The 25,532-nt window shown below is 34.0% G+C and carries 27 protein-coding genes; 18 read left to right on the top strand and 9 right to left on the bottom strand.

Annotated features, from left to right (window positions below; genetic code table 11):
- Positions 1 to 3 precede the first annotated feature (3 nt).
- From AAC084_RS04725 to AAC084_RS04735, 3 genes are read right to left on the bottom strand one after another with little or no spacing between them, the layout of a single operon-like run.
- Positions 4 to 585 carry a TIGR00730 family Rossman fold protein gene (locus AAC084_RS04725; RefSeq protein WP_339837600.1) on the bottom strand — a complete coding sequence of 194 codons (582 nt, stop codon included), beginning with the start codon at positions 583 to 585 and terminating at the stop codon, positions 4 to 6.
- Positions 582 to 1,430, bottom strand: a complete 849-nt coding sequence (gene prmC, locus AAC084_RS04730) for a peptide chain release factor N(5)-glutamine methyltransferase (RefSeq protein ID WP_339837604.1) — start codon at positions 1,428 to 1,430, stop codon at positions 582 to 584. The genes AAC084_RS04725 and prmC overlap by 4 nt, the downstream gene beginning before the upstream one ends.
- A gap of 2 nt (positions 1,431 to 1,432) precedes the next feature.
- Positions 1,433 to 1,918, bottom strand: coding sequence for a GNAT family N-acetyltransferase (locus AAC084_RS04735; RefSeq protein WP_339837606.1), 486 nt, complete (start codon positions 1,916 to 1,918; stop codon positions 1,433 to 1,435).
- 77 nt (positions 1,919 to 1,995) lie between these two features.
- Between AAC084_RS04735 and ribD the strand changes: the two genes are divergently transcribed.
- The 4 genes from ribD to AAC084_RS04755 are packed head-to-tail and all read left to right on the top strand — an operon-like array spanning position 1,996 to position 5,206.
- On the top strand, positions 1,996 to 3,099 hold the full coding sequence (ribD, locus tag AAC084_RS04740) for a bifunctional diaminohydroxyphosphoribosylaminopyrimidine deaminase/5-amino-6-(5-phosphoribosylamino)uracil reductase RibD (RefSeq protein WP_339837609.1): 1,104 nt from the start codon (positions 1,996 to 1,998) through the stop codon (positions 3,097 to 3,099).
- A complete protein-coding gene (locus tag AAC084_RS04745) occupies positions 3,096 to 3,698 on the top strand; it encodes an HAD family phosphatase (RefSeq protein WP_339837612.1) in 603 nt (200 codons plus the stop codon). Before ribD ends, AAC084_RS04745 begins: the two co-directional genes overlap by 4 nt.
- Positions 3,699 to 3,710: 12 nt before the next feature.
- Entirely contained in the window at positions 3,711 to 4,583 is an 873-nt protein-coding gene (locus AAC084_RS04750; protein ID WP_339837960.1) for an EamA family transporter, read from the top strand.
- A gap of 20 nt (positions 4,584 to 4,603) precedes the next feature.
- Positions 4,604 to 5,206 carry a YigZ family protein gene (locus AAC084_RS04755; protein ID WP_339837614.1) on the top strand — a complete coding sequence of 201 codons (603 nt, stop codon included), beginning with the start codon at positions 4,604 to 4,606 and terminating at the stop codon, positions 5,204 to 5,206.
- 18 nt (positions 5,207 to 5,224) lie between these two features.
- Here the strand turns inward: AAC084_RS04755 and AAC084_RS04760 are convergent, their stop codons facing one another.
- Positions 5,225 to 5,623 carry a thioesterase family protein gene (locus AAC084_RS04760; protein WP_339837618.1) on the bottom strand — a complete coding sequence of 133 codons (399 nt, stop codon included), beginning with the start codon at positions 5,621 to 5,623 and terminating at the stop codon, positions 5,225 to 5,227.
- A 201-nt stretch (positions 5,624 to 5,824) separates the two neighbouring features.
- Between AAC084_RS04760 and dnaA the strand changes: the two genes are divergently transcribed.
- The 3 genes from dnaA to AAC084_RS04775 are packed head-to-tail and all read left to right on the top strand — an operon-like array spanning position 5,825 to position 8,437.
- Positions 5,825 to 7,249: a chromosomal replication initiator protein DnaA gene (dnaA, locus tag AAC084_RS04765; RefSeq protein WP_339837620.1), complete on the top strand. Its 1,425-nt coding sequence runs from the start codon at positions 5,825 to 5,827 to the stop codon at positions 7,247 to 7,249.
- A 12-nt stretch (positions 7,250 to 7,261) separates the two neighbouring features.
- Positions 7,262 to 7,714: a low molecular weight protein-tyrosine-phosphatase gene (locus AAC084_RS04770; protein WP_339837622.1), complete on the top strand. Its 453-nt coding sequence runs from the start codon at positions 7,262 to 7,264 to the stop codon at positions 7,712 to 7,714.
- Entirely contained in the window at positions 7,715 to 8,437 is a 723-nt protein-coding gene (locus AAC084_RS04775; RefSeq protein ID WP_339837624.1) for an SAM-dependent methyltransferase, read from the top strand.
- Between the two features lie 53 nt (positions 8,438 to 8,490).
- Here the strand turns inward: AAC084_RS04775 and AAC084_RS04780 are convergent, their stop codons facing one another.
- The 4 genes from AAC084_RS04780 to dapF all read right to left on the bottom strand — a co-directional run bounded on the left by AAC084_RS04780 (position 8,491) and on the right by dapF (position 11,606).
- Entirely contained in the window at positions 8,491 to 9,120 is a 630-nt protein-coding gene (locus AAC084_RS04780) for a hypothetical protein (RefSeq protein WP_339837626.1), read from the bottom strand.
- Positions 9,121 to 9,268: 148 nt separating this feature from the next.
- Positions 9,269 to 10,312 carry an endolytic transglycosylase MltG gene (gene mltG, locus AAC084_RS04785; RefSeq protein ID WP_339837628.1) on the bottom strand — a complete coding sequence of 348 codons (1,044 nt, stop codon included), beginning with the start codon at positions 10,310 to 10,312 and terminating at the stop codon, positions 9,269 to 9,271.
- A complete protein-coding gene (locus AAC084_RS04790) occupies positions 10,312 to 10,836 on the bottom strand; it encodes a GNAT family N-acetyltransferase (protein WP_339837630.1) in 525 nt (174 codons plus the stop codon). Before AAC084_RS04790 ends, mltG begins: the two co-directional genes overlap by 1 nt.
- The gene (gene dapF, locus AAC084_RS04795; protein WP_339837633.1) at positions 10,830 to 11,606 is read right to left on the bottom strand and encodes a diaminopimelate epimerase; all 777 of its coding nucleotides are present in this window, start codon (positions 11,604 to 11,606) and stop codon (positions 10,830 to 10,832) included. Before dapF ends, AAC084_RS04790 begins: the two co-directional genes overlap by 7 nt.
- Positions 11,607 to 11,733: 127 nt before the next feature.
- Between dapF and AAC084_RS04800 the strand changes: the two genes are divergently transcribed.
- From AAC084_RS04800 to AAC084_RS04845, 10 genes are all read left to right on the top strand, one after another.
- On the top strand, positions 11,734 to 13,125 hold the full coding sequence (locus AAC084_RS04800) for a trypsin-like peptidase domain-containing protein (RefSeq protein WP_339837635.1): 1,392 nt from the start codon (positions 11,734 to 11,736) through the stop codon (positions 13,123 to 13,125).
- A gap of 115 nt (positions 13,126 to 13,240) precedes the next feature.
- Complete coding sequence (locus AAC084_RS04805; RefSeq protein ID WP_339837638.1) at positions 13,241 to 14,689, top strand: glyceraldehyde-3-phosphate dehydrogenase; 1,449 nt, start codon at positions 13,241 to 13,243, stop codon at positions 14,687 to 14,689.
- Positions 14,690 to 14,836: 147 nt separating this feature from the next.
- Entirely contained in the window at positions 14,837 to 15,460 is a 624-nt protein-coding gene (locus tag AAC084_RS04810; protein ID WP_339837641.1) for a tRNA (guanine-N1)-methyltransferase, read from the top strand.
- Between the two features lie 32 nt (positions 15,461 to 15,492).
- Entirely contained in the window at positions 15,493 to 15,936 is a 444-nt protein-coding gene (locus tag AAC084_RS04815) for a GNAT family N-acetyltransferase (RefSeq protein WP_339837644.1), read from the top strand.
- 17 nt (positions 15,937 to 15,953) lie between these two features.
- Positions 15,954 to 16,625 carry a tRNA (guanosine(37)-N1)-methyltransferase TrmD gene (trmD, locus tag AAC084_RS04820; protein ID WP_339837646.1) on the top strand — a complete coding sequence of 224 codons (672 nt, stop codon included), beginning with the start codon at positions 15,954 to 15,956 and terminating at the stop codon, positions 16,623 to 16,625.
- Between the two features lie 138 nt (positions 16,626 to 16,763).
- Entirely contained in the window at positions 16,764 to 17,114 is a 351-nt protein-coding gene (gene rplS / locus AAC084_RS04825) for a 50S ribosomal protein L19 (RefSeq protein WP_339837648.1), read from the top strand.
- Positions 17,115 to 17,735: 621 nt separating this feature from the next.
- Positions 17,736 to 19,952, top strand: a complete 2,217-nt coding sequence (locus tag AAC084_RS04830; protein ID WP_339837650.1) for an NADP-dependent isocitrate dehydrogenase — start codon at positions 17,736 to 17,738, stop codon at positions 19,950 to 19,952.
- Positions 19,953 to 20,065: 113 nt separating this feature from the next.
- The gene (locus AAC084_RS04835; protein WP_339837653.1) at positions 20,066 to 22,465 is read left to right on the top strand and encodes a TonB-dependent receptor; all 2,400 of its coding nucleotides are present in this window, start codon (positions 20,066 to 20,068) and stop codon (positions 22,463 to 22,465) included.
- Positions 22,466 to 22,468: 3 nt separating this feature from the next.
- Positions 22,469 to 23,386 carry a DUF4249 domain-containing protein gene (locus AAC084_RS04840; RefSeq protein WP_339837656.1) on the top strand — a complete coding sequence of 306 codons (918 nt, stop codon included), beginning with the start codon at positions 22,469 to 22,471 and terminating at the stop codon, positions 23,384 to 23,386.
- Positions 23,373 to 23,612, top strand: coding sequence for a DUF6095 family protein (locus AAC084_RS04845; RefSeq protein WP_339837659.1), 240 nt, complete (start codon positions 23,373 to 23,375; stop codon positions 23,610 to 23,612). Before AAC084_RS04840 ends, AAC084_RS04845 begins: the two co-directional genes overlap by 14 nt.
- Here AAC084_RS04845 and AAC084_RS04850 read toward each other — a convergent pair.
- Complete coding sequence (locus AAC084_RS04850; RefSeq protein WP_339837662.1) at positions 23,609 to 24,298, bottom strand: DUF4294 domain-containing protein; 690 nt, start codon at positions 24,296 to 24,298, stop codon at positions 23,609 to 23,611. The two genes, AAC084_RS04845 and AAC084_RS04850, sit on opposite strands and share 4 nt — an antisense overlap.
- 104 nt (positions 24,299 to 24,402) lie before the next feature.
- On the opposite strand from AAC084_RS04850, the gene AAC084_RS04855 reads away from it, so the two are divergent.
- A complete protein-coding gene (locus tag AAC084_RS04855) occupies positions 24,403 to 25,494 on the top strand; it encodes a M42 family metallopeptidase (RefSeq protein WP_339837665.1) in 1,092 nt (363 codons plus the stop codon).
- The last annotated feature ends 38 nt before the right edge of the window (positions 25,495 to 25,532 follow it).

The following is a 25,532-nucleotide window of genomic DNA, read 5'->3' on the forward strand; positions in this document are numbered from 1 at the left end:
TTGTTATAGCTGCTCTTTATTAATCCATTTAGGAGTTGGTAATGGTTGATATTTCTGCATCTTCTCTAGTAACTTTTCAATATTATCATCAACCAAAATAGTATTTATATGTTCGTGTTTTACAAATCCCTCGTCCACCATATCACCCATCATTTTTAATAGAGAATCATAGAAACCATTAATGTTCAATATTCCAATGGGATATTGATGTAAACCTAGCTGTGCCCATGTCAACATTTCAAAAAATTCTTCTAACGTTCCGAATCCTCCAGGTAGCATTAGTATACCATCAGATAAATCGTGCATTTTCAATTTCCGTTCGTGCATATTTTGGGTGACAATCAATTCGGTCAAGCTCTCATGAACTACTTCTTTCTTCTTCAAAAATTGAGGAATTACACCAATTGCCTTTCCTCCATTACTTAAAACACCTTCGGCCACTTTACCCATGATGCCAATTTTGGCACCACCATAAACCAGTTGAATTTCCTTATTTGCAAAAGTCTCTCCCAATTGATAAGCTTTCTCAGCATATTGCGAATTAGTGCCTTCACTACTTCCACAAAAAACAACGATACTTTTCATTTCTTACTTCCCTTTAGCATACGGTCATTACCGTACATATCTTTCCGTAATTCAATAGTCTGAAATTCGTACTCTTGTAATAATAGTTTCATTTCAGTTCCTAAATACTGATTGATTTCCAAATATAAACAGCCTTTCTCATTCAAATATTTTGAAGCAAAACTTACTATTGCCCTATAGAACTTTAAAGGATCTTCATCTGGCACAAACAAGGCAATTCTTGGTTCATGGTCTATCACGTTATTTCGCATATCAACCTTTTCTAACTCTCTTACATAAGGCGGATTAGAAACAATGATATCATACTTAATTTCATGTTTCAAATTGAGCATATCAGCTTGAAAAAAAATAACTTGTGTACCATGCCTTTTATTATTCTCCTTCGCTACCTCTAAAGCATCTAATGAAATATCTAATCCAGAGACTTTTGCATCTGTCAGGTAGGTATCTAAAGAAATAGGAATACAACCACTACCTGTACCCATATCTAGAATTGTTAGCGATTTTTTCGCATTCTTGGCATCATCTATAATCCAACGTACCAATTCTTCGGTTTCAGGTCTAGGAATTAAAACATGCGGATTTACCATAAAATCCATTTCCATGAAATGACTTGTTCCTATAATATGCTGAATAGGGTGTTCTAGTTTTAATTCAGATAAAGCTTTGAATATTGTAGTCTCTTGTTCTTTACTTATTACTAATTCTGGCTGAATTGCCAAAACAAAGCGCTCTAAATTAAAGTAATGTTCAATTAGCATGTAGAAAAAGCTAGAGACTTCTTCTTTGCCGTAAAGCACATCTAGTTCTGTATGAAATATATTTTTGATTTCCTTTAAAAGCACCTTTATAAAGTTTTGAGCATCCAAACCGGACAAGAATAATGACCTGTATTTCCCAAAGGAGCATCGATATATTCAAATCCCATTTTCTTATACAGTTTTTGAGCAGCTTCCATATAAGGCATCGTTTCTAAGTAACAACCTTCAAAACCATATTCCTTGGCACGTTCTAAACATGCTGTAATCATTTTGTTTCCTATACCCTTTCCTCTAGCAGTTTCTAAGAAATACATTTTCTGAAGTTCACAGATATTACCTTCGTAATTATCTAATTGGGCAACCCCTGCACATCCTAAAATATCGCCATTTTCTTCTACAACAAAATAAGTCGCCTTAGGCTTATCATAATGTTCAAACATTTGGTCTAATGCTTTATCCGCATAGGCAGTACCAACTTTAGGGACTCCTAAATCTACCAAGACAGTTCTTATAACCGATGCTACTTGAGGATTATCTTCCTTTCTAATTTCGCGAATTACCACATTTTTCATATCAATAATGCAATAGGTTTTAAAGTGCTATTTTTGAGGGGTGAAGATACGTGATATGCGTATAAAGGTAAAGTTTGATGTCCATTAATAATCTCGATTCCCGAAATACTGCATCTGCTAATTTAGATTCCCTTTCTACGGATGAAAAATATATGCTACGGTGCATTCAAATTGCTAAAAACGGATTAGGAACTACAGCTCCTAACCCAATGGTGGGTGCTGTGATAGTTTATAAAGACCATATTATCGGAGAAGGATTCACTAGTGCTTTCGGTGGCTCTCACGCTGAGGTTAATGCCATTAATTCCGTTAACGATGTTTCACTTTTAAAGTTCGCCACTTTATACGTTACCTTAGAACCTTGCTCCCATTTTGGAAAAACACCACCTTGTGCCGATTTAATTGTAAAGATGGGCATACCTAAAGTTGTCATAGGCTTAAAAGATCCTCATGAAAAAGTTGCCGGAAACGGAATAAAGAGACTAGAACAATCTGGATGCCATGTGCAAGTAGGTATTCTGAAACATGAATGTGAAGAGCATCATAAGCGATTCCTAACCTTTTACACTAAAAAACGACCCTATATTATCTTAAAATGGGCAGAAACAGCAGATGGCTTCATTGCTCCTGAACCTACCCTAAGAGGTGAAAAGAAAAATCCATATTGGATCACAAACAATAGATCTAGACAATTAGTACATAAATGGCGTAGCGAAGAGCCTAGTATTTTGGTAGGCACCAATACTGTATTAGCAGACAACCCTCAATTAAATTTAAGGGATTGGTACGGTAAGCCACCTACGCGAATTATACTAGATAGAGATTTACTAATATCTACAGATTTTCATATTTACAATGGTAAGCAAAAAACAATAATCTGTACCGAAATTACGGACCCTAGTAAATATGCAAATGAGGTCACCTATAAAGTTCTTAACTTTAAATCTTCCCTACCACAACAATTAAGTACTTTACTTTATGACGAACTGATACAAAGTGTCATTATCGAGGGTGGAGCACAAACTTTACAGAGCTTTATTGATTGCAATCTTTGGGATGAAGCTCGAATTTTTAAAGGTACCAACACTTTTTATAAAGGTATTAAAGCCCCTGAAATCACCGGAGATATTCAAAAACAAATACAAATAGCAACCGACCAATTAACCATATTAAAGCCATGATTAAAAACATCATATTTGATTTTGGAGATATATTCATCAATCTAGATAAACAAGCCCCTTTATTAGAAATGTCAAAATTTGGGCTTACCAAAATGACACCTGAACTTGATACTATCTTTAAAGATTATGAGATGGGATTGATGGAGTCCGATGTTTTTATTGATGCTTTACAGTCTATCTTTAACGGAGCCACAAAAGAACAAATTAAGATAGCATGGAATTCCATTATTTTAGACTTTCCAGAAGAACGGCTCAAATTCATTGAACAACTAAAAAGCGAAAAGAAATATCGATTGTTCTTATTAAGTAATACCAATAACCTTCATATAGAACAAGTTAAAGTCTCAATGGGTTTAGAGCGCTTCACGAGATTTCAAAACTGTTTTGAAAAGTTTTACTTATCACAACAAATAAAAATGCGTAAACCAAATACAAACATTTATGAGTTTGTTCTTCATGAAAATAGATTATTGCCAAACGAGACAGTATTCATTGACGATACTAAAGAAAATACTGATAGTGCTTCGAAATTAGGTATTCAATGCTGGAATTTACAAGTTGGCAAAGAAGATGTGCTTGAAACTTTAAACCATTTGTAAGTGACGTATTTGGTGCTTAGTATACTGTTTTCAAGCTTGATATTTGTGATATTTAAGCTGTACGCTAAATATCAAGTTCAAACCATCTATGCAATTATTGTAAATTATTTCATCGCATGCAGTGTTGGACTATTATTTAATAAAGAATCATTAGACCTTATTTCTATTCCTCAGAAAAGTTGGTTTTGGGGCGGTATGGCTCTAGGATTATTATTTATCGTGATTTTTAACCTAATGGCAGCAACCTCACAAAAGCTCGGAGTATCAGTAGCATCGGTCGCCACTAAAATGTCACTCACCATACCTGTACTTTTCGGAGTTTTCTATTACAAAGAGACGCTTGGCATATTAGAGTTCATAGGTATTATCTTGGCGCTGTTTGCAGTCTATTTTACATCGTTAAAAAAGAACAAGATAAAAGCTGAAAAATGGGCCTTCGTATTACCTATATTGGTTTTTTTAGGTTCCGGTATCATTGACACTAGCATCAAATACTTTCAGGAAGCACACATGCCAGAGGAAGAATATGCGTTATTCTCTGCAAGCGTTTTTGCATCTGCGGGTATTATAGGCGTGTTATTCATTGGTTTTAAATCTAAAAAACAACCCATTAAAGTAAATTTAAAAAATGTTGTTGCGGGTATTTGTTTAGGGGTGCCTAACTACTTCTCAATTTACTTTTTATTGAAAGCACTACAACACCCTACATGGAACAGTGCTTCAGTATTTACCATAAACAATGTGGCCATAGTCATGTTCTCAACCTTATTGGGTATTCTATTATTCAAAGAACGACTTACAATCAAAAATTGGTTTGGTATCGGTATGGCTGTTATGAGTATTATATTAGTTGCATTTGGTCAACAATTAATGAATATACTTTAATACGTAGCAAACAATCTTATATGGACACCTATAGAACTATATCAAAACCATCGGAACCTGTTTTGTACAAGGAACGAAAAAGTAAGTTTTATGGGTATTGCTTTCCCGTATCCGATGAAGATAAAGTCAAAGAATACATTGAACAGTTAAAAAAAGAATATCCTAACGCTAATCATGTATGTTATGCTTGGCAAATGGGTATTGAAAATCAATCGTACCGTGCAAATGATGACGGAGAACCAAATAATTCAGCAGGTATGCCTATTTATGGTCAATTACAATCTTTCAATGTTACCAATACGCTAGTTGCCGTGGTTCGAATTTTCGGCGGAACTAAATTAGGTGTTGGTGGTTTAATTAGTGCTTATAAAGAAACTGCGAAATTAGCTTTAGAAAACGCTACCATCGTAAAGAAGATATTGCAGCAAAAATTAAGTGTTTCATTCGAATATTCAGAAATGGATATTGTAATGCGTTTGGTTAAAAAACATCAACTCGATATTATTTCACAAGAATTACATCTTAAATGTAAAATGGTACTATCAATACCTAAAAGTGAATTCAAGAAAACTTTTAAACTTTTAAAAGCGCATCACAAATTAGATATTAAGCTAGAAGACTAACCTAAAAACTATTGTGGATTAATAATTTAATTTATCTAATAAGATTTGGGGACATTTAGTAGGTCTTTTTCTTTTCATATCCATAAAGACTAAAACCGTATTTGCAGTAGCTAATAAATCAGCAGCTTCATTGGTAATTTCATAATCAAATTCAATTCTAACCGCAGGTTTTTTGTTTAATATTACTTTGACCGTTATTAAATCATCATATAAAGCAGGCTTTAAATAATTAATTGATAAACTTATTACGGGAAGCATTATACCACCCTCCTCCATAGTTTTGTAAGAAATTCCCAACGACCTTAACCATTCAACTCTTGCTAATTCTAGATATTGAGCATAGTTACCATGATAGACTACACCCATTTGGTCTGTTTCACTATATCTTATTCGAAAAGAAATTTCGTTTGTGCGCATTTATTTAAAGTAAAAGGTATATATTTAAAAGCTCACCTATGAACAAGCGAACATGAGAAAAAAAAAGGTCAAAATCAATGGCAATCGATTTTTTTTTTAAATAATTTGTTCACATATTTGCCTAAGTTGAATTAGAGACCTGATTGAAATATTTCAATTATTTTTAGCTTAACGCTAACCATTAAAAGTTTAGAATTTATTATGAGTGTTACTGCAAATTCCGTCTGGAAAAACTGTTTGATGTTTATTAAGGATAATATCCAACCGCAGGCATTCAAAACTTGGTTTGAGCCTATTAAACCAGTTAAATTATCTGAAAATGCTTTAAGCATACAAGTACCTAGTAAATTTTTCTACGAATGGCTAGAAGAGCATTACGTAAAACTTTTAAAAGTTGCATTAACTAAGGAATTAGGAGAAACTGCAAAATTGGTCTATATCATTCGTATGGAAAACACCTACGGAAACAAAGAACCTTTTACAGAAAAAATTCCTAGCTCTAATAGAGGCGCCATGGCTCCTCAAGAAATGGATGTTCCAATTAAATCTAAAAACCCTGAGTTAAGAAACCCGTTTGTTATCCCAGGAATTAGAAATATAAAAATAGAGTCACAGTTAAATCCTAATTATAATTTCGATAATTTTCTTGAAGGAGATTCTAACCGTTTAGCACGTTCTGCAGGTATGGCAGTTGCAAACAAACCTGGTGGAACTTCATTTAATCCGTTATTAGTATTCGGTAGTGTAGGTTTAGGAAAAACACATTTAGCTCATGCCATAGGTGTCGAGATAAAAGACAAATACCCTGAACGTACCGTACTTTATATATCTGCTGAAAAATTTACACAACAATATATTGAATCGGTAAAAAAGAATACAAGAAATGATTTCATACATTTCTATCAATTAATTGATGTACTTATAATTGATGATGTACAGTTTTTATCTGGTAAATCTGGTACACAAGATGTATTCTTCCATATTTTCAACCATTTACATCAAAATGGCAAGCAAGTAATACTTACTTCAGATAAAGCTCCTGTAGATATGCAGGATATTGAACAACGTCTACTATCTCGTTTTAAATGGGGACTCTCCGCAGAATTGCAAAGTCCTGATTATGAAACTCGAATTTCTATTTTAAAAAATAAATTATATAGAGATGGTGTTGAAATACCTGAAGACATTATTGAGTATGTTGCAAAGCACATCAAAACTAATATAAGGGAACTTGAAGGGGCTATAATTTCTTTAATAGCACAGTCAACTTTAAACAAAAGAGAAGTTACTATAGAACTGGCCCAACAAGTAGTTGAGAAATTCGTAAAGAATACCAAAAGGGAAGTATCTATTGATTATATACAAAAAGTGGTTTCTGATTATTTTGAAATGGATGTAGCTACTTTACAGTCCAAAACAAGAAAGAGACATATTGTACAGGCAAGACAATTAGCCATGTTCTTTGCGAAGAAATTCACAAAAGCATCTTTAGCAAGTATTGGTTCGCAAATTGGCAAAAGAGACCATGCAACCGTATTACATGCTTGTAAAACAGTAGATAACTTAGCAGAAACAGATAAACAGTTTCGCAAGTACATCGATGATTTAACCAAAAAATTCTCCTAATTTCACTACCCGATGAATGTGTTGATGGTTTGCCTAGGTAATATCTGTAGGTCTCCATTGGCAGAGGGTATTCTTAAAAGCAAAGTAGATTCAAAGCATACGTTTGTAGACTCGGCAGGTACCGCGGGGTATCATGTAGGCTATGCTCCAGACCCAAGATCTATAAAGGTTGCAAACGACCATGGTATTGACATAAGTAGTCAACGCTGTAGAAAATTTACGGTTTCTGATTTTGATGTATTCGATATTATTTATGTCATGGATAAAAGCAACTATGGCAATATCATAGGCTTGGCAAGAAACAAAGCAGACCAACAGAAAATAAAATTACTTTTAAGTGAAATTAATTTAAAGAACGAGGAGGTCCCCGATCCTTATCATGATTCTGATGATGGTTTTGAAAAAGTATATATAATGATAGATAAAGCCTGCACAGAAATTGCAGCTAGATTAGAAAATAGATAAATGAGCGCACATAACGGGAAAACAGGAAATGTATATTTAATACCTTCTACATTAGGTGATATGGAACCATTAGAGGTGCTGCCTATATCAATAAAACAAACTATTGAACGATTAAATCACTATGTTGTGGAAAATGAAAAAACTGCCCGACATTTTATAAAAAAAATAAGTCCGAGAAAATCTCAACCTTCGCTAAAGCTATCCGTTCTCAATAAGTTTACCGAGACACAAGAAATACCTACTTTCTTAAATCCTTGTTTAGAAGGCTTTGATGTTGGCATACTTTCTGAGGCAGGTTGCCCCGGTATTGCAGATCCTGGTGCGGCCGTTGTTAAAATCGCTCATGAAAAGAATATTCAAGTAATTCCATTAGTTGGCCCCTCCTCTATTCTATTAGCACTAATGGCTAGTGGTATGAATGGTCAAAATTTTGCTTTTAACGGCTATCTTCCTATCGAAAGTTCTGACCGTAAAAAATATATTAAAAACTTAGAACGTAAGTCAAAAGAGGAAAACCAGTCGCAGATATTCATTGAAACACCATATCGAAATAATAAGATGCTAGAGGAACTTATAAAATCTTTAGCACCGAGCACACGAATTTGTGTAGCTGCAGATATCACTTTACCGACTGAATATATTAAAACCAAAACTGCTATAAAATGGAAAAATGAAAATGTAGATCTTCACAAAAGGCCTGCAATCTTTATTATTCACGCATAAAAAAACCTTGACAAAATTGCCAAGGTTTCTAATTTTTATATTTACTAAAAACTTTAAATTCTAGGATTGCGTTTCGGCAAAATCATAGAAATATCGTATCCTGAAAACTTTTTCATGTAATGGGCTATACTAGTCCCATAACCATCCATAATTTCCATACGCCCATGTGAACGTAGATATAGTTTTACGTTACCCGGGCCAGCAAGATGTGCAGCAGCCAAAATACCAGATTCGGTAATTTCCACTCCACGCATATAAACCCCGACGTATCTTTTAATATCCTTTCTTAAAATCCATTTGTTTCTCGAGATGTTCACATTAAAGACCTTCTCTTGAAGAATTGGATCATTTAAAAAATGATTTCCATCGTAAACACCAACCAATTCTAGCGTACCAAGCCCAAATTGATATTTACCTAAATAGCCAAAGCTATTGGTTACAAAATAATTGCCTTGAGACTCTTTAAAGGCTAATGCCTCTTTAAAGCCTATATACTGGCTACCAAGAAAGGGGGGAGCAATTTGATAATTCAACAAAAAAGATTCGTCTTGAGGAAACGAAACCAAAGTAGGTTCTTTTATTTTAAGTAATTCCGGTACTTCAACTTTAAAAGGTTTAAATCCGAAACCAGATAAAATAAACATCATAATTAGAGGACAACTTATTAATATCCATCTTTTCATATTTGTTATTTCTTAAGACTGAAGGCGACTACTATTTGCCTGCTTAAATTTCTTCGGCAAAGGTATCATGGAAAATATAGTAGTTTAAGAAGGTTCTGTTAAAAGAATACAGTTTTAGTTAACAAGTGCTAAAATTCCGACAATAAACCTATCTTTTGATTTTTTGAGCATTTATCCATCGGATATACTGCGCTTTATTTCGGTTATGTTGCGTTAAGTTCTCTGCAAACATATGATATCCAAATTTTTCAACATTGGCTACAAAATAGTAGTAATTATGTTTTTTAGCATTTAAAACCGCATCGATAGCCGTAATATCAGGCATTGCTATCGGTCCTGGAGGTAAACCAGCATTTTTATATGTATTGTAAGGAGAATCCATTTCTAAATCTTTATACAATACCCGTTTAATGATAGTATCAAAATTTCCTGTCTCCTTCTTAATGGCATAAATAACCGTTGGATCCGCTTGTAACAACATTCCCTTTCTCAGCCTATTAAGATAAACCCCTGCTACTGTCGGACGCTCATCAACCTTGGCTGTTTCCTTATGTACTATTGATGCCAATGCTATTACTTCATTTGGCTCTAAGCCTAAAGCTTTTGCTTTTTCAACTCTAGCTTCGTTCCAAAATCGCTTATACTCCTTTAGCATTCGATCCCTAAACTCTGTCGCTGAGGTATTCCAGAAAAACTCATAGCTATTGGGTATATATGGCGATATCATATTAGCTTCATTAAACCCGTTAGCATTTAGAAATTCTGTATCCTTAAAAGCCGTAACCAAAGAAATACTATCTGCCTCTATTTGACTTGCAATTCTACCTGCTAAGTCATTTATACTTTCCTGATTATTGAAAGATACCTTAAGGGGTAAATTACCACTTCGCAAAGAGTTGACGATTTCATTATTATTCATCCCCTTCGTTATTTTATACCGACCAGCTTTAATATTACTTAAATATCCTTTTCTATTTGCCGCAGATTTAAATGCATCGAAGTCTTTCATCAATGGAGATAAACGTTCTTCTAATTCATTCTCAGAAGCATTAGTAGGAATAAACACAAAAGTTTCATCATTATTAAAGCTTGTATTAGGTGTAAAAAAAGTACCATAAATTATATAAGCGAAAACGCTACCCCCTATAAAACCTGCTAGTAAAACACCTAATAAAATACGTTTGATATTCATCAGTTATTTATTTTTTGTAATAAAACTTCATTCTTGAAAGAATTCTTAACACGAACCCAATCCTTTTTAACCCCTACTTCAACGAAACCTAATTTTTTAAACAAATGCATGCTAGCCAAATTATCCTCTAAAATATTAGCATAAACCTGCCTAAGCCCTAGTACGTCAAAAACATAATTGTAAAGTAATGTGATAGCTTCAGATCCAACACCTTTATTCCTTTGTGCCGTATCAAGTATAATTATACCTATGCCTGCTCTTTTGTGATTTGGTTCAAAATCAAATATATCTATCAAACCAATTGCTTTATGTTGCAGATTGCAAATAACTAACCTTAATTGTTTTACATCAAAGATATCACGATGGGCACTATCCAAGTAGAGTTGTAACACATCTTTAGAATACGGAGCAATGGTACCGCTTACTTCCCACACATCAGTATCATTCTCCAATTCATATAGAAAATCGAGGTCCTTTTGTTCCAAAGCCCTTAGATAAATCTGTTTTCCTTTTAATGTTACCACGTCAATTCCCCTTTAAAAACTTGTTTCGCTTTTCCTTTAAGATATATATTACTATAATTACCGTTCTCTTCATCAAAAGAAACCTCAAGGTCACCACCTAATGCTTTTACAGCAATAGTTTTCTCTTTTGTATTGCCCATATGATACATTCCCAATGCAACTGCTGTTACACCCGTACCACATGATAAAGTTTCATCTTCCACACCACGTTCATATGTACGTATATTGTAACCACCAGATTTATTATGCTCTACAAAATTGATATTACTACCCTTTTCTCCATAAACACCATATCGTAAACGAGCACCTTCCTTTACTACATTAAATGATTTCAATTCGTTGACTAATTGAACATGATGAGGAGAACCTGTATTTAAATACAAGGCATTAGACTTTTGTTTTATTTCCTGAACGTCAAGCATTTTCAAATTCACTATGTCGCCATCTATACTTGCCTCATGTAAACCATCAACTGCAATAAATTCTGTTTTATTTTCAATTAATCCGAGAAAATGGGCAAATGCAACGATACATCTTCCACCATTACCACACATGCTACTTTCATTTCCATCCGCATTAAAATACACCATTCTAAAATCAGTATTTTCATCATTCTCCAATAAAATCAATCCATCAGAACCCACACCAAACCTACGGTCACATAGGTTAGCTACCAATTCCACATTGTCTTTTGGGAATTCATTATTGCGATTGTCAATCATCACAAAATCGTTTCCTGTTCCTTGATATTTATAAAAAGTATATTCCATGTTGGCTTAAAGACTCAAAGATAGGACATAATTAAGTTTTTAATAGTAGTTAAAAAGTAGTTAAACGCTTATCAAAGAGCATAAAATCAAGTAATTTTACTTGGAATACGTTAAAACATTAATGATTATGAAAAGAATAGCAAGTCTTCTACTTGTTTCCGTTTTTGCAGGCGCAATTACGTTAGGCGCGTATAAACTTTTTTTTGAAAAGGATAATTTTACAATTATAACACAAGACAATGGCAATGGTGTTGTCAATACAAATTATACGCCTACTTCTGCAAGAGGTGCCGGTATCAACGAAGTAGATTTTACTATGGCAGCCGAAAACACTGTAAATGCAGTGGTTCACGTTAAAAATATCACTTTAAGTAAGGGCCCAACAAGTTTGTTTGATTTTTTCTACGGATCAGGTGGAACTGCGGTACCGCAGGTTGGAACTGGTTCTGGGGTAATAATTTCTTCTGATGGTTATATAGTTACCAATAACCATGTTATTAGTAAAGCAAATCAGTTACAAGTAACACTAAACAATAACAAAACATATACTGCAGAATTAATAGGAACTGATCCAAATTCAGATATCGCTTTAATAAAAATAGATGCCGATGAAAAGTTACCTTATTTGGCTTTTGGTGATTCTGACCAAACTAAAATTGGTGAATGGGTATTAGCGGTAGGCAATCCATTTAATCTCACCTCTACTGTAACTGCTGGAATTGTTAGTGCAAAAGCTCGAAACCTTGGGAAAAATCAATCTTTCCTTCAGACCGATGCAGCTGTAAATCCAGGAAATTCTGGTGGAGCTCTGGTAAATACGAACGGAGATCTGGTAGGTATTAATACAGCTATTACCTCACAGACTGGTTCTTATGTGGGTTATTCGTTTGCAGTGCCAAGTAATATTGCTAAAAAAGTTATTCAAGATATTCTAGAATATGGCAATGTTCAAAAAGGATTTATGGGTATTAGACCTGCCCCTGTAAATACAAGGGATGCTATAGCGAAAGGAATCAATAATATAGATGGCGTATATATAGAGTTCATTGAAGAAGAATCTGCCGCGCAAGAAGCAGGTATCGTAATTGGAGATATTATTAAAAAGGTGGATGAAATTGAAGTACACAAATATCCTGATTTAACAGGTTATCTTTCAACCAAAAGACCCGGCGATACTCTACAGTTTGTAATTGACAGAAAAGAAGAGTTAATGGTTTTACCAATAATATTAAAGGAACGCCAAACATTGATAGTACCAGAAATGGGCTTAGAAGTCAAAAACCTAACTGAGCATGATAAAAAGGTTTACAAGACAAAAACTGGAGTAAAAATCATAGGGGTTCCTGAAAGGTATAGAGGTTATGGATTATCTGAAAAAGTGATTGTTAAAATAGATGATACTGAAATTGGAAATATCGATGATGCATATAATGCTTTCGGAGGCATTTCCAAGTACGGTAAGACCGTCATTACAATGTTAGGTTCAAACGGTGAAAAGGATCGACTTATCTTTCAGTAAAAATTCAATAAAAAATACAGCCTTCGTAATTACAGAGGCTTTTTTTTGAAAAATACTTAAATAAGGCACTTAAATTTTCTAGTTTTGTGCGAATTCTAAAATTTAATCAATTCCTATGGCTCCACAAACTACATTTGAAAAAGAGCTGGCCTTTCAAGCAGACCGACGAAAAGCAACAACTGAATTTATCAAAATTGTAAGTGATCTTTGGTATGATAAATCTATTGAAATTGTTCTTTTTAAAAATCAAGTTATTGATAAAAATGTAAGTGATATTATTCATTTACATGAGTATGCAGGCGAATTTGTTCAAAAGCCGATTTCAATTTTTGATTCAGTGGAAATACTACGCTCAATAGCTGATATTCAACTACCCCCATCTAAACTTGATATTGGTAAATTAACTTATGAATATCATTCAGACAATAATATATTAAGTAATGTAAAAGCATTCGTAATAGATAGGCTTAAAACCGCACAGGATTTTAAAAGTATTGAACCTAAAGATGTTGTGCTTTACGGTTTTGGAAGAATAGGCCGATTGGTTGCACGAGAATTAATGTCTAAAACCGGAAAAGGCAATCAATTACGACTTAGAGCAATTGTTGTTCGAGGTAAAGCTACTAGTGAAAATCTTGAAAAAAGAGCAAGTCTTTTAAGGACCGATTCCGTTCATGGTATTTTCAACGGTACGGTAAAAGTAGACCATGAAAATCAAAAGCTAATTATAAATGGCACCACGGTACATGTGATTTACGCAGGTATGCCCGAAGAAATTGACTATACTTCATATGGAATCAAGAATGCTTTAATTATTGATAATACCGGTGCTTTTCGAAATAAAGAACAACTAGAACGACATCTTAAAGCTAATGGGGCTGCCAAAGTTTTATTGACAGCACCCGGAAAAGAAATTGCAAATATTGTGCATGGGGTAAACCATTTAGAATATGACCCAGATGATACTAAATTATTTTCTGCAGCATCTTGTACGACAAATGCTATAACTCCCGTTTTGAAAGCAATTGAAGAGACTTTTGGTATTGAAAAAGGTCATTTAGAGACTATTCATGCATACACCAACGACCAAAATTTGGTTGATAATATGCACGGTAAGTACAGAAGGGGACGCGCAGCCGCCTTAAACATGGTAATAACCGAAACAGGCGCAGGCGAAGCGGTTGCTAAGGCATTACCTTCCTTAAAAGGTAAACTGACCTCGAACGCAATACGAGTGCCCGTACCGAATGGTTCATTAGCAATTCTGAATCTTGAAATAAATCAAAAAACATCATTAGATGGCGTAAATACCATGATCAAAAAATATGCGCTAGAAGGTGATTTGGTAGAACAGATAAAATATTCGCTTGACAAAGAACTAGTCTCTTCAGATATAATAGGCACCTCGGCCCCATCAATTTATGACAGTATGGCAACAATAGTATCAAGTACTGGTAAAAATATTATACTTTATATATGGTATGACAATGAATACGGCTACTCGCACCAGGTCATTCGATTAGCAAAATATATAGCCAAAGTCCGTCGTTATACGTATTACTAATTAAGTTGATAAAACATCTAATTACAGATAGTTTACGTAGTTAAATAAACGTGTATAACGTTTATTCATTTTTTTTTATAATTTGACTTTAATAAAGTACTTTCGTCATCTCTAAATCATTTATTTTTTAACCTAAGAATCTATTACATGAAATTCTATAGAATACTATTACTAGTGGCGTTTCTTTTTGTTGCTAACCAACAATTTGCACAGGACGTTGAGGAAGAAGACGATAAGTTATCATTAGATGAAGGCCCTATTAGCAATCAATTTGATTATGTTGCAAAGCGTTCGGGTAATTATAGAGCTGACGGTATTAGGTACGAAGTTGTAAAAGAAACTAACCTTTTCAAGATACGTAAGAATGTATTAGATTCTATCGCTGCAATGAATAAAAAGACTAGTGAATTAAAGTCTACCATCGCAGAACACGAGACCACTATAACTTCATTGAATAAAAAGCTAGAAGAGACAACCACAAATCTTAGTTCTGTTACTGAAGAGAAAGACAGTATGTCATTTATTGGTATTCCTGTCTCTAAAGGCACTTATAATTTTATTCTTTGGACAATTATTGGAGGCTTATTTCTTTTATTAGGATTGTTTATCTATAGGTTTAGAAATAGTAATATACTTACGCAAGAAGCTAAACAGAATCTTTCTGAATTAGAGGTTGAATATGAAGATCATAGAAGAAGAGCCCTAGAGCGTGAGCAGAAAATTAGTAGGCAGCTGCAAGATGAATTCAACAAACAAAAAAAAACTAAATAATTTAAAGCTCCTTTTCGGAGCTTTTTTTTGATATGAATAGTTTAAAAAGAATTACAAAATCACAGGTAGAAGATATTGCACCTCTTTTTGATAGTTACCGAATTTTCTACAAAATGGAATCGGACATAGAAGCTGCAAAGCAATTTCTCAATGATAGAATTTCTAATAATGAATCTGTCATATTCGCTGCCTATGACGATGTAAAGGCTATAGGTTTTGTACAGCTTTACTATACATATTCATCGGTAAGTTTAGAAAAATCTTTAATCTTAAACGATCTGTTCGTAGATTCAAACTATCGTCAACAGTCAGTTGGGCGCCAATTGCTAATAAAAGCTCAAGAGTTTTGCATCGAGCAAGGTTATAAAGGTCTTGCATTGGAAACAGCCATAGACAACCCTGCACAAAAACTATATGAGAAATTAGGTTGGGAGAAAGATTACCACTGTTTTCATTACTTTTGGCAGGTTAAATGATGATGCAAAATTAAAAGATGCGAATAGATATTATTACCGTATTACCCGAATTACTTACCAGTCCGTTTGAAGCTTCTATTTTAAAGAGAGCAATTGATAAAGGATTGGTTGAAGTGCATTTCCATAATCTTAGAGATTATACCGATACCAAGTATAGAAATGTTGATGACTACCAATTTGGTGGTGGTGCCGGTATGGTTTTAATGATTGAGCCTATAGATAAATGCATTACAGCGCTAAAGTCTCAACGTGACTATAACGAAATCATATACATGACACCAGATGGTGAAACCCTAAATCAGAAAATAGCTAATCAACTTTCAATGGTTGAAAATATGATTATTCTTTGTGGTCATTACAAAGGTGTTGATCAGCGTATTAGAGATGCTTACATTACTCGAGAAATATCAATAGGTGATTATGTGCTTTCTGGAGGTGAGCTCGGTGCAGCTGTTCTTTGCGATTCCATCATACGATTAATTCCTGGTGTCTTAAATGACGAAACTTCTGCCTTGACAGATACTTTTCAAGACGGATTATTAGCCCCGCCAGTATACACAAGACCTGCTGAATATAAAGGCATGAAAGTGCCAGATATTTTGTTAAGCGGTAATTTTGCTAAAATTGAAGAATGGCGCGAAAACAAAGCATTTGAGCGCACGGAGAAGCTTAGACCTGATTTATTATAATAAACTCATGTATTTGGAGTGAAAAATCGACTAAAATACTTGTAGGTTTTAATTTAAGTATTAATTTCGCAACTTGTTAGAATAACCTCTGACGATAATCGTGAATGTTACTCTAATTTAATTCCAATTAACTATTCAATGGAATCATTAATAAAATTTGTACAAGACGAATTCGTAACTAAAAAAGAATTCCCAAAGTTTTCAGCTGGTGACACAATTACTGTGTTCTACGAAATTAAAGAAGGCGAGAAAACAAGAACTCAGTTTTTCAAAGGTGTTGTTATACAACGCAGAGGTACCGGTTCAACTGAAACTTTTACTATTCGTAAAATGTCTGGAACAGTTGGTGTAGAACGTATCTTCCCAATTAACTTACCTGCACTTCAAAAAATTGAAGTGAACAAGAGAGGTAAAGTACGTAGATCTAGAATTTACTACTTCCGTGAATTAACTGGCAAGAAAGCTAGAATTAAGGAAATAAGAGGATAAATTTACCTCAATAAATATACAGAGCACCGTTTCAATTTGAGACGGTGCTTTTTTTATGAACAAAAGTGAATAACCTATGTTCATAACATGTTGATTAATAAATATTTATAAAAATATTCGCTCAATTGATTTTTTTTTGTAAATTTAAGTGTGATTGATACTATGGAAACCACAAGAAATCCATTTTAGAGTCACTATGAAGCCTACGTTCTTTATATTGTTGTTAAACCTATTAGGGGTGAATTTTTAAGATGAGGGCTGTCGCTTTTATTTTAATGATTTTTAAACATATTAAATGCTAATTATTAGTTTTTAAATGTTTCAATGAAAACAACAAAAAAGAAATGTTGATTCGGTTTTGGACACCATGTCTAACATCAACAACATTTCATACGTTGAATAAGTGAAGCGGGTGCAATCAAGGGTTGCCGTTTTAATGAAAAATTAAAACAAACTGTCCGTAAACTTTTTCTAAAAAGCCATATCATTGTATGCGTACATTGATATGGCTTTTGTTATTTAACAAATCTTCGCGCCAGCCTGAAATATTAGGGCTATTCCTCTCTTTTTAGCCTATAGAAAATTGTATCTTTGTCCCGCTTTAATTAAAACAAACCGCAAATGTCCAAAATTTTTTATACCAAAACAGACGAAGCCCCAGCATTGGCTACAGAGTCTTTTTTACCAATAGTAAAAGCTTTCACAAAATCATCTGGAATTAAGATAGAGACAAAAGACATATCTCTTGCTAGTAGAATCGCTGCTGTCTTTCCTGAATTTTTGACTAAAGAACAACAGGTGTCCAATGATTTAGAAGAATTGGGCCATATGGCTAAACAGCCGGAAGCAAATATCATTAAATTACCTAATATTAGTGCCTCAATTCCTCAGTTGAAAGAGGCTATACAGGAGTTACAGTCTAAAGGATATAAATTACCTAGTTATCCTGATGAACCTAAAAACGAGGAAGAAAAAGAAATAAAGGCTAAGTACGATAAAATAAAAGGTAGTGCCGTTAACCCGGTATTACGTGAAGGCAACTCTGACCGTAGAGCTCCCAGAGCAGTAAAAAATTACGCAAAACAGAATCCACATAGTATGGGTGCATGGAGTTCAGATTCTAAAACCCATGTTGCCACTATGGCGGAAGGTGATTTTCAAGCAAATGAAAGATCCATAACCCTTAGTAACGCTACATCGATACAAATTAAATTGGTATCTGATTCTTCTGAAACTATTCTAAAAGATAAATTAGACCTATTAGCTGGTGAAATTATAGATGCTACTGTTTTAAGTAAAAAAGCATTACTTGAATTCTTAAAAAAGGAAATTAAAGATGCCAAAGAAAAAGGAGTTCTCTTCTCGGTTCATCTAAAAGCAACAATGATGAAAGTTTCCGATCCAATTATTTTTGGGTACGTTGTGGAAACATTCTTACAACCTGTTTTTGAAAAATATGCAGATACCTTTGACACTTTAGGAATTAGCCCTAATGATGGGTTAGCCAGTTTATATCAAAAAATTGAAAAACTTTCTCCTGATGAGAAAAATGCTATCACTAAAGATTTAGATGCTGCTCTGGCTAATGGACCAGATCTGGCCATGGTAAATTCAGATAAAGGCATTACCAACCTACATGTACCAAGCGATATTATTATTGATGCTTCTATGCCAGCAATGATTCGAAATTCAGGTAAAATGTGGAATGCGCAAGGTAAAGCACAAGATACAAAAGCCGTTATACCAGATAGTAGTTATGCTGGTATTTACACTGCCACAATCGACTTCTGCAAGAAACACGGAGCATTTGACCCAACAACAATGGGTACCGTTCCTAACGTTGGTTTAATGGCACAGAAAGCTGAAGAGTATGGCTCTCATGACAAAACTTTTGAAATAAAGCAAAATGGTGTTGTACAGGTAATAGATTTAGAAACTGGCGCTGTCATAATTGAACATAAGGTAAGTAAAGGAGATATATGGCGTATGTGCCAAGTGAAGGATGCTCCTATTCAAGACTGGGTTAAATTAGCCGTTTCAAGAGCTAAGGCAACTAACGACCCAACAATATTCTGGCTAGATGAGAAAAGAGCTCATGATGCAGAACTTATTAAAAAAGTAAATACCTATTTAGCCTTAGAAGACACAAAAGGTTTAGATATTCAAATAATGGCTCCTACCGCCGCTACTGAATTCACTTTAAAAAGAATGAAAGCCGGTAAGGATACTATTTCCGTTTCTGGTAATGTTTTACGCGATTATTTAACTGACCTTTTTCCTATTTTAGAAGTTGGTACAAGTGCAAAAATGCTTTCTATCGTTCCTTTAATGAATGGTGGTGGTCTATTTGAAACAGGTGCTGGTGGTTCGGCTCCAAAACATGTTGAACAATTTTTAGAAGAAGGCCATTTAAGATGGGATTCTTTGGGTGAATTTTTAGCACTGGGAGTGTCATTAGAATTCTACGGAGAGAAAAATAAAAATGCTATGGCCAAAGTTCTTGGTGACACTTTAGATAGTGCTACCGAGAAATTTCTATTAAATGACAAATCACCTTCTAGAAAAGTTAAAGAAATTGACACTAGAGGAAGTCATTTTTTCCTAGCAAAATATTGGGCCGAAGCTTTATCTCAACAAGATGATAATGCCGAACTAAAAGAATTGTTTTCTAAAGTTAGTACACAAATTAACGCTAAGGAATCTGAAATTCTTAAAGAGTTGATTGATGCTCAAGGGTCAAAACAAAATATAGGCGGTTATTACAAACCAGATGCTATTTTGGTAGAAAAAGCGATGAGACCAAGTACTGCGTTTAATGAGATTTTAAAGTCTATTTAGTCTTAAATATCAAATGCTAAAATACCCTCAATACGTATTGAGGGTATTTTTTTGTAATAAATTTAAGTTTTAGGAGTGTCACAGATTTCTGACTATTTTTACAAAAAAAATTGATGAAAGGATATCTACAAATTATTCTTATCACTTTTCTATGGTTCTCCACCTATTCTTGGAGTCAACAAAAATTCACTTTAAGCGGTACTATTTCTGAAATTAGCAGTAATGAAACCCTTATTGGAGTTACTGTCGCTATACCAGAACTAAAAACAGGCGTAACAACTAATGAGTATGGGTTCTATTCAATTACACTACCAGAGGGCACTTATACAGTTTTAATTAGTTACTTAGGCTTTAGTGATATTCAACAGGAAATAAATCTCACCGAAAATATACGAATAGACTACCTACTTGTAGAGGAAGCCGAACAATTAGAGGAGGTCGTGGTTACTGAAAATGTGGAAAAGATGGATATTCGAAAACCACAAATGAGTGTGAATACCCTTTCTGTTGGCACCATAAAAAAAATACCTGTCATTCTTGGTGAAGCCGATGTTATTAAATCCATTTTACTATTACCAGGAGTTACCAATGCTGGTGAAGGTGCTTCTGGCTTTAATGTACGTGGCGGTTCGGCAGATCAAAACCTTATTCTATTAGATGAAGCCATAATTTTTAATTCATCTCACTTATTTGGCTTCTTTTCAGTATTTAACCCTGATGCCATTAAAGATGTAAAATTATACAAAGGTGGAATCCCTGCAAGATATGGCGGTAGAGTTTCTTCTGTTTTAGATATTTTTCAAAAAGAAGGAAATAGTAAGGATTTTAAAATGAACGGTGGTATTGGTGCTGTTGCCAGTAGACTTTTAGTTGAAGGTCCCATTAAAAAAAACAAAGCAGCATTTTTAATTGGCGGAAGAGCGTCTTATGCTCATTTATTCTTACCATTATTTGATGTGGACAATACTGCGTATTTCTATGATTTAAACACAAAACTTAATTACAGATTAGATGATAAGAACAACATATTTCTTTCTGGTTATTTTGGTAGAGATGTTTTTGGCATTAATGACAGTTTTGTAAACACCTATGGAAATGCAGTAGGTAATTTTAGATGGAACCATTTATTCTCTGATAAATTATTCTCCAACTTATCACTTATTTATTCTGACTACTATTATGGATTAAAGCTTGATTTTGTTGGTTTTAATTGGAATTCAGGTATTCGTAATTTCAATATAAAGTATGACCTTAAACATTATATGAATGATAAGCTGCAAATAAACTATGGTGTTAATAATGTTTATTATCAATTTAATCCCGGTAAAATTGAGCCCAGCAATCCTGAGTCAGGAATTGTTGAGGAACAATTAATTCAAAAATACGCTAATGAATTTGCCGCCTATGTCGACATAGAGCATAGAGTAACAGAAAACCTGAGTCTTGGTTATGGATTACGGTTTAGTCACTTCATGCGTTTAGGTCAAGATGAATTGAATGTTTACGCAAATAACAATCCTGTTGAATTTGACCCATTTTTACTGATTTATCAAGAAGCAGAACCAATTGAAGTTATTAACCCTGGTAGAGGAACTAACTTAGCTACCTTCAGTAATTTTGAACCACGGGTTTCTTTAGCGTACACATTAAATGAATCTAGTTCAATAAAGACAAGTTATACGAGATTGGCGCAGTATCTACATCTTTTGTCTAACACAAGTTCTCCCACTCCGTTAGATGTTTGGACACCTAGTGGACCATTTACAAAACCACAGTTGTTAGACCAATATGCCTTCGGATATTTTAAAAATATTAATGACGGTGATTTCTCGGTTGAAAGTGAGGTTTTCTATAAAGATGTTCAAAATAGGGTTGACTATATAGATGGTGCTAATCTGATAGCGAACAATGCTATAGAACAAGTTATTTTAAATGGTGAAGCTCGCGCATATGGCTTAGAGTTTTTATTGCGTAAAAATGAAGGCAGGCTACAAGGGTGGTTAGCCTATACCCTATCTAAATCAGAGCAACGTACACCCGGTAGAGACCCTGCAACGGATAACGGCCGTAGCAATATTGAATCAGGTATCAACTTTGGAAACTGGTATAATACGCCTTATGATAAAACGCATGATATTTCGATATTTTTGAGCTATGATTTAAATGATAAATGGAGTTTCAGTAGTAATTTCACCTATCAAACAGGCCAACCTACCAATTATCCGATAGGTCAATTTGAATTTCAAGGATTAAGTATTCCTTACTATGGGCTTCGGAACACCCAAAGACTACCCTCTTATAATCGACTAGATTTATCAGCCACACTAATACCTAAAAAGAATACTAAAAGAAAAATTAAGGGTGAATGGGTATTTAGCCTTTATAATGTTTACAATAGACGAAACGCCGCTTCTATCAGTTTTAGAAGAAATGATGATACAGGTTCAAATGAAGCGGTGCGTACCTCCATTTTTGGCATTGTACCCGCGGTAACCTATAACTTTAAATTATAAGCTATGAAACGTTATATATTTTTATTATTGGTTGTTACGTTTTTTGTTTCTTGTGAAGATGTGATTGAAGTTGAACTGCCCGAAAACGATACAAGATTAATTGTTAACGGGGTTATAAGAGTAGATGAAACACAAGAGTATTTACCTATAGAAATCACTGTATTAGAAAGTAGTTCATTTTTTGAAAGCAACACTATTGCCTCTTTAGAAAGTGCTATAATTTATTACGGCACGCCCAACCTAGATGCTCCTGAAATTTTAGAAGGGGGTGGTGTATCAAATTTAGCGGAACTTCCACCAGGTAGTGGTTTATGGGTTCCAGACCCATCATTTGATAGTGACCAAAGAATTAGCGTTAGCAATATTAATGAAGGTGATGTTTTTCAACTAATACTCAATACTGGTGAAGAACGCTATTTCGCCACTACCACCTATGTTAAATCAGCTCCGATAGATTCTTTGGAGCAGGGTACTGAAACTTTATTCTCTGGTGATGAAACAGAAGTTATCGTAACATTTACGGACAATGGAGAACGTGACGATTTTTATATTCTAGATTTTGATTTTAATGAGTACTTAGTAACTGAGGATGAATTCTACCAAGGTCAGACTTTTGTATTCTCTTACTTCTATGATTCAGATTTTGAATTAAATTCTAACGCAATTATCAACATAAGTCTCTTAGGAGCAGATGAATCATTTTATAATTATATGACTCAGATTATCGTACAATCCGGTGGAGATCAAGGTCCATTTCAAACACCTGCAGCTACCGTTCGAGGAAATATAATTAATGTTACTGGCATTGATAATACCCAAGTATTTGACAATGTTGAGCGTACCGATAATTTTGCCTTAGGGTATTTTGCAGTAGTACAAGAATATAAAGAAAGTATAATTATAGATAATGAGAAGAACTGATAAAGACATGCTCGTAACCGGGCTAAAACGATTAGCAATTACTGTAGTTTTAATGTTTACTGCCCCTCTAATACTATGGCAAGCATTTAAAAACCAAGAGCACTTTTTATTTTGGCCCGTATGTATACTCGGAATTGTAATTGCTGCATATGCAGTTTTTATGGGCTTTAAAGGCATTAAAACAATTGTTAATTCTGTATTTGGAGTTAAAACTAAATCGTCTTAATCTTTGTGTGTCTTAGTGGTTTTCTTCCACTTATTATACAACTTATCATAGTCGTAATCTAAAACAGTAGCCTGTCGCTCCAATTTACCTTTTGAAAATGCCCGTTGAAGAATATCCTCGATTAAATAATCCTCTTCGATAATATCTGGGTGAAATTCTTCCTTAATACTTATTTTAAAAAATTTTGCAGTAGTATTATACCAAAAGGCACGCCAACCATTCCGAAGGTCTTTTACCAAATCAAATGCTGTCGTTCCTGTTTGTCTATAAATTAATTTTACCAAAATCTGACCTTCAGTACGGGTAAGTTTCTTTAACTCTTCTGAAAATTCTTCTTCAATATACTTTTGAATTTTTTTGGTATACTTCTTCCTTTTCCTATTATTCTTCATATAGACAAGGCTATCATTAAGCTCTACCAGCCTTTCAGCAGCTAATTTTGCATATGGATATACCTTTTCTGTTTTTCTTCGTAAAATATAGTACCTCAGTTTATCATCATAAGATGAAAACTTTAGTTTTCCAAAAACATATGCTTCTTCTAATGCAATAGAGTTTTGCGCTATTGAATCACCTGAAACAATTATCATTTTTTCAGTTACAGAATCCAATACTTGTTCTTCAATTTGTGCACAAATTGAAGAACTGGTAAAGTATAAAAAAACAAGTAAACAGTTATATTTCATTAACATAGGTTGAGCAAAAGTCTTGCCAAAATTAACGATAATTATAGAAGGTTATTATTAATACAACGCTAATATTGTTAAGTTTGTATCTTAAAATTACATTGATGGCTGATAAAAAAATAATTACTAAAAAGTCACTAGACTTTTTTGAAAAATACTTGAATAATGCTGCTCCGACCGGTTATGAATGGGAAGGACAAAAATTATGGATGGACTACTTAAAACCATATGTAGATACTTTTATTACAGATACTTATGGTACTGCAGTTGGTGTAATAAATCCTGATGCAAAATACAAAGTAGTCATTGAAGGGCATTCTGATGAAATTTCATGGTATGTAAATTACATTACCGACAATGGTTTGATTTATGTTATACGTAATGGTGGTAGTGATCATCAAATAGCACCTTCGAAGTGGGTAAATATTCATACGAAAAAAGGGATTGTAAAAGGAGTATTTGGTTGGCCAGCAATTCACACACGTAAAGGTGAAAAAGAAGAATTAGCGCCTAAATTAGACAATATTAGTATTGATATAGGTGCTAAGGATAAAGCTGAAGTCGAAAAGATGGGAGTTCATGTTGGTTGTGTAATCACCTACCCAGATACTTTTCAAGTTTTAAATGAAGACAAATTCGTGTGTAGAGCTATTGACAACCGTGCAGGAGGATTTATGATTGCAGAAGTAGCACGCCTATTACATGAGAATAAAGTAAAATTACCTTTTGGACTTTACATTACCAATTCAGTCCAAGAAGAAATTGGTCTACGTGGTGCAGAAATGATTACTAATACCATTAAGCCAAATGTTGCTATTATAACAGATGTTTGTCACGACACCACTACTCCAATGATTGAGAAAAAGGTTCAAGGACATACTGAAATTGGTGCCGGACCTGTAATTTCATACGCGCCTGCAGTACAAAATAAACTGAGAGAACGTATTCTTGAAACTGCTGAAGCCAATAAAATTCCTTTTCAACGTATGGCTGCTTCGAGAGCTACTGGTACAGATACTGATGCTTTTGCTTATAGTAATGGTGGAGTAGCTTCGGCATTAATTTCATTGCCTTTACGTTATATGCATACTACTGTAGAAATGGTTCATAAAGACGATGTTGAGAATGTTATTCGATTAATTTACGAGACACTATTGACGATAAAAGAAGGAGAAACCTTTAGCTATTTCGACTAGATTATAACAATCCCTCCAATTTTTTAGGAGGGATTTTT

Origin of the sequence: uncultured Maribacter sp. (assembly GCF_963977385.1) — a bacterium.
In the GTDB taxonomy this organism is placed as follows: Bacteria; Bacteroidota; Bacteroidia; order Flavobacteriales; family Flavobacteriaceae; genus Maribacter.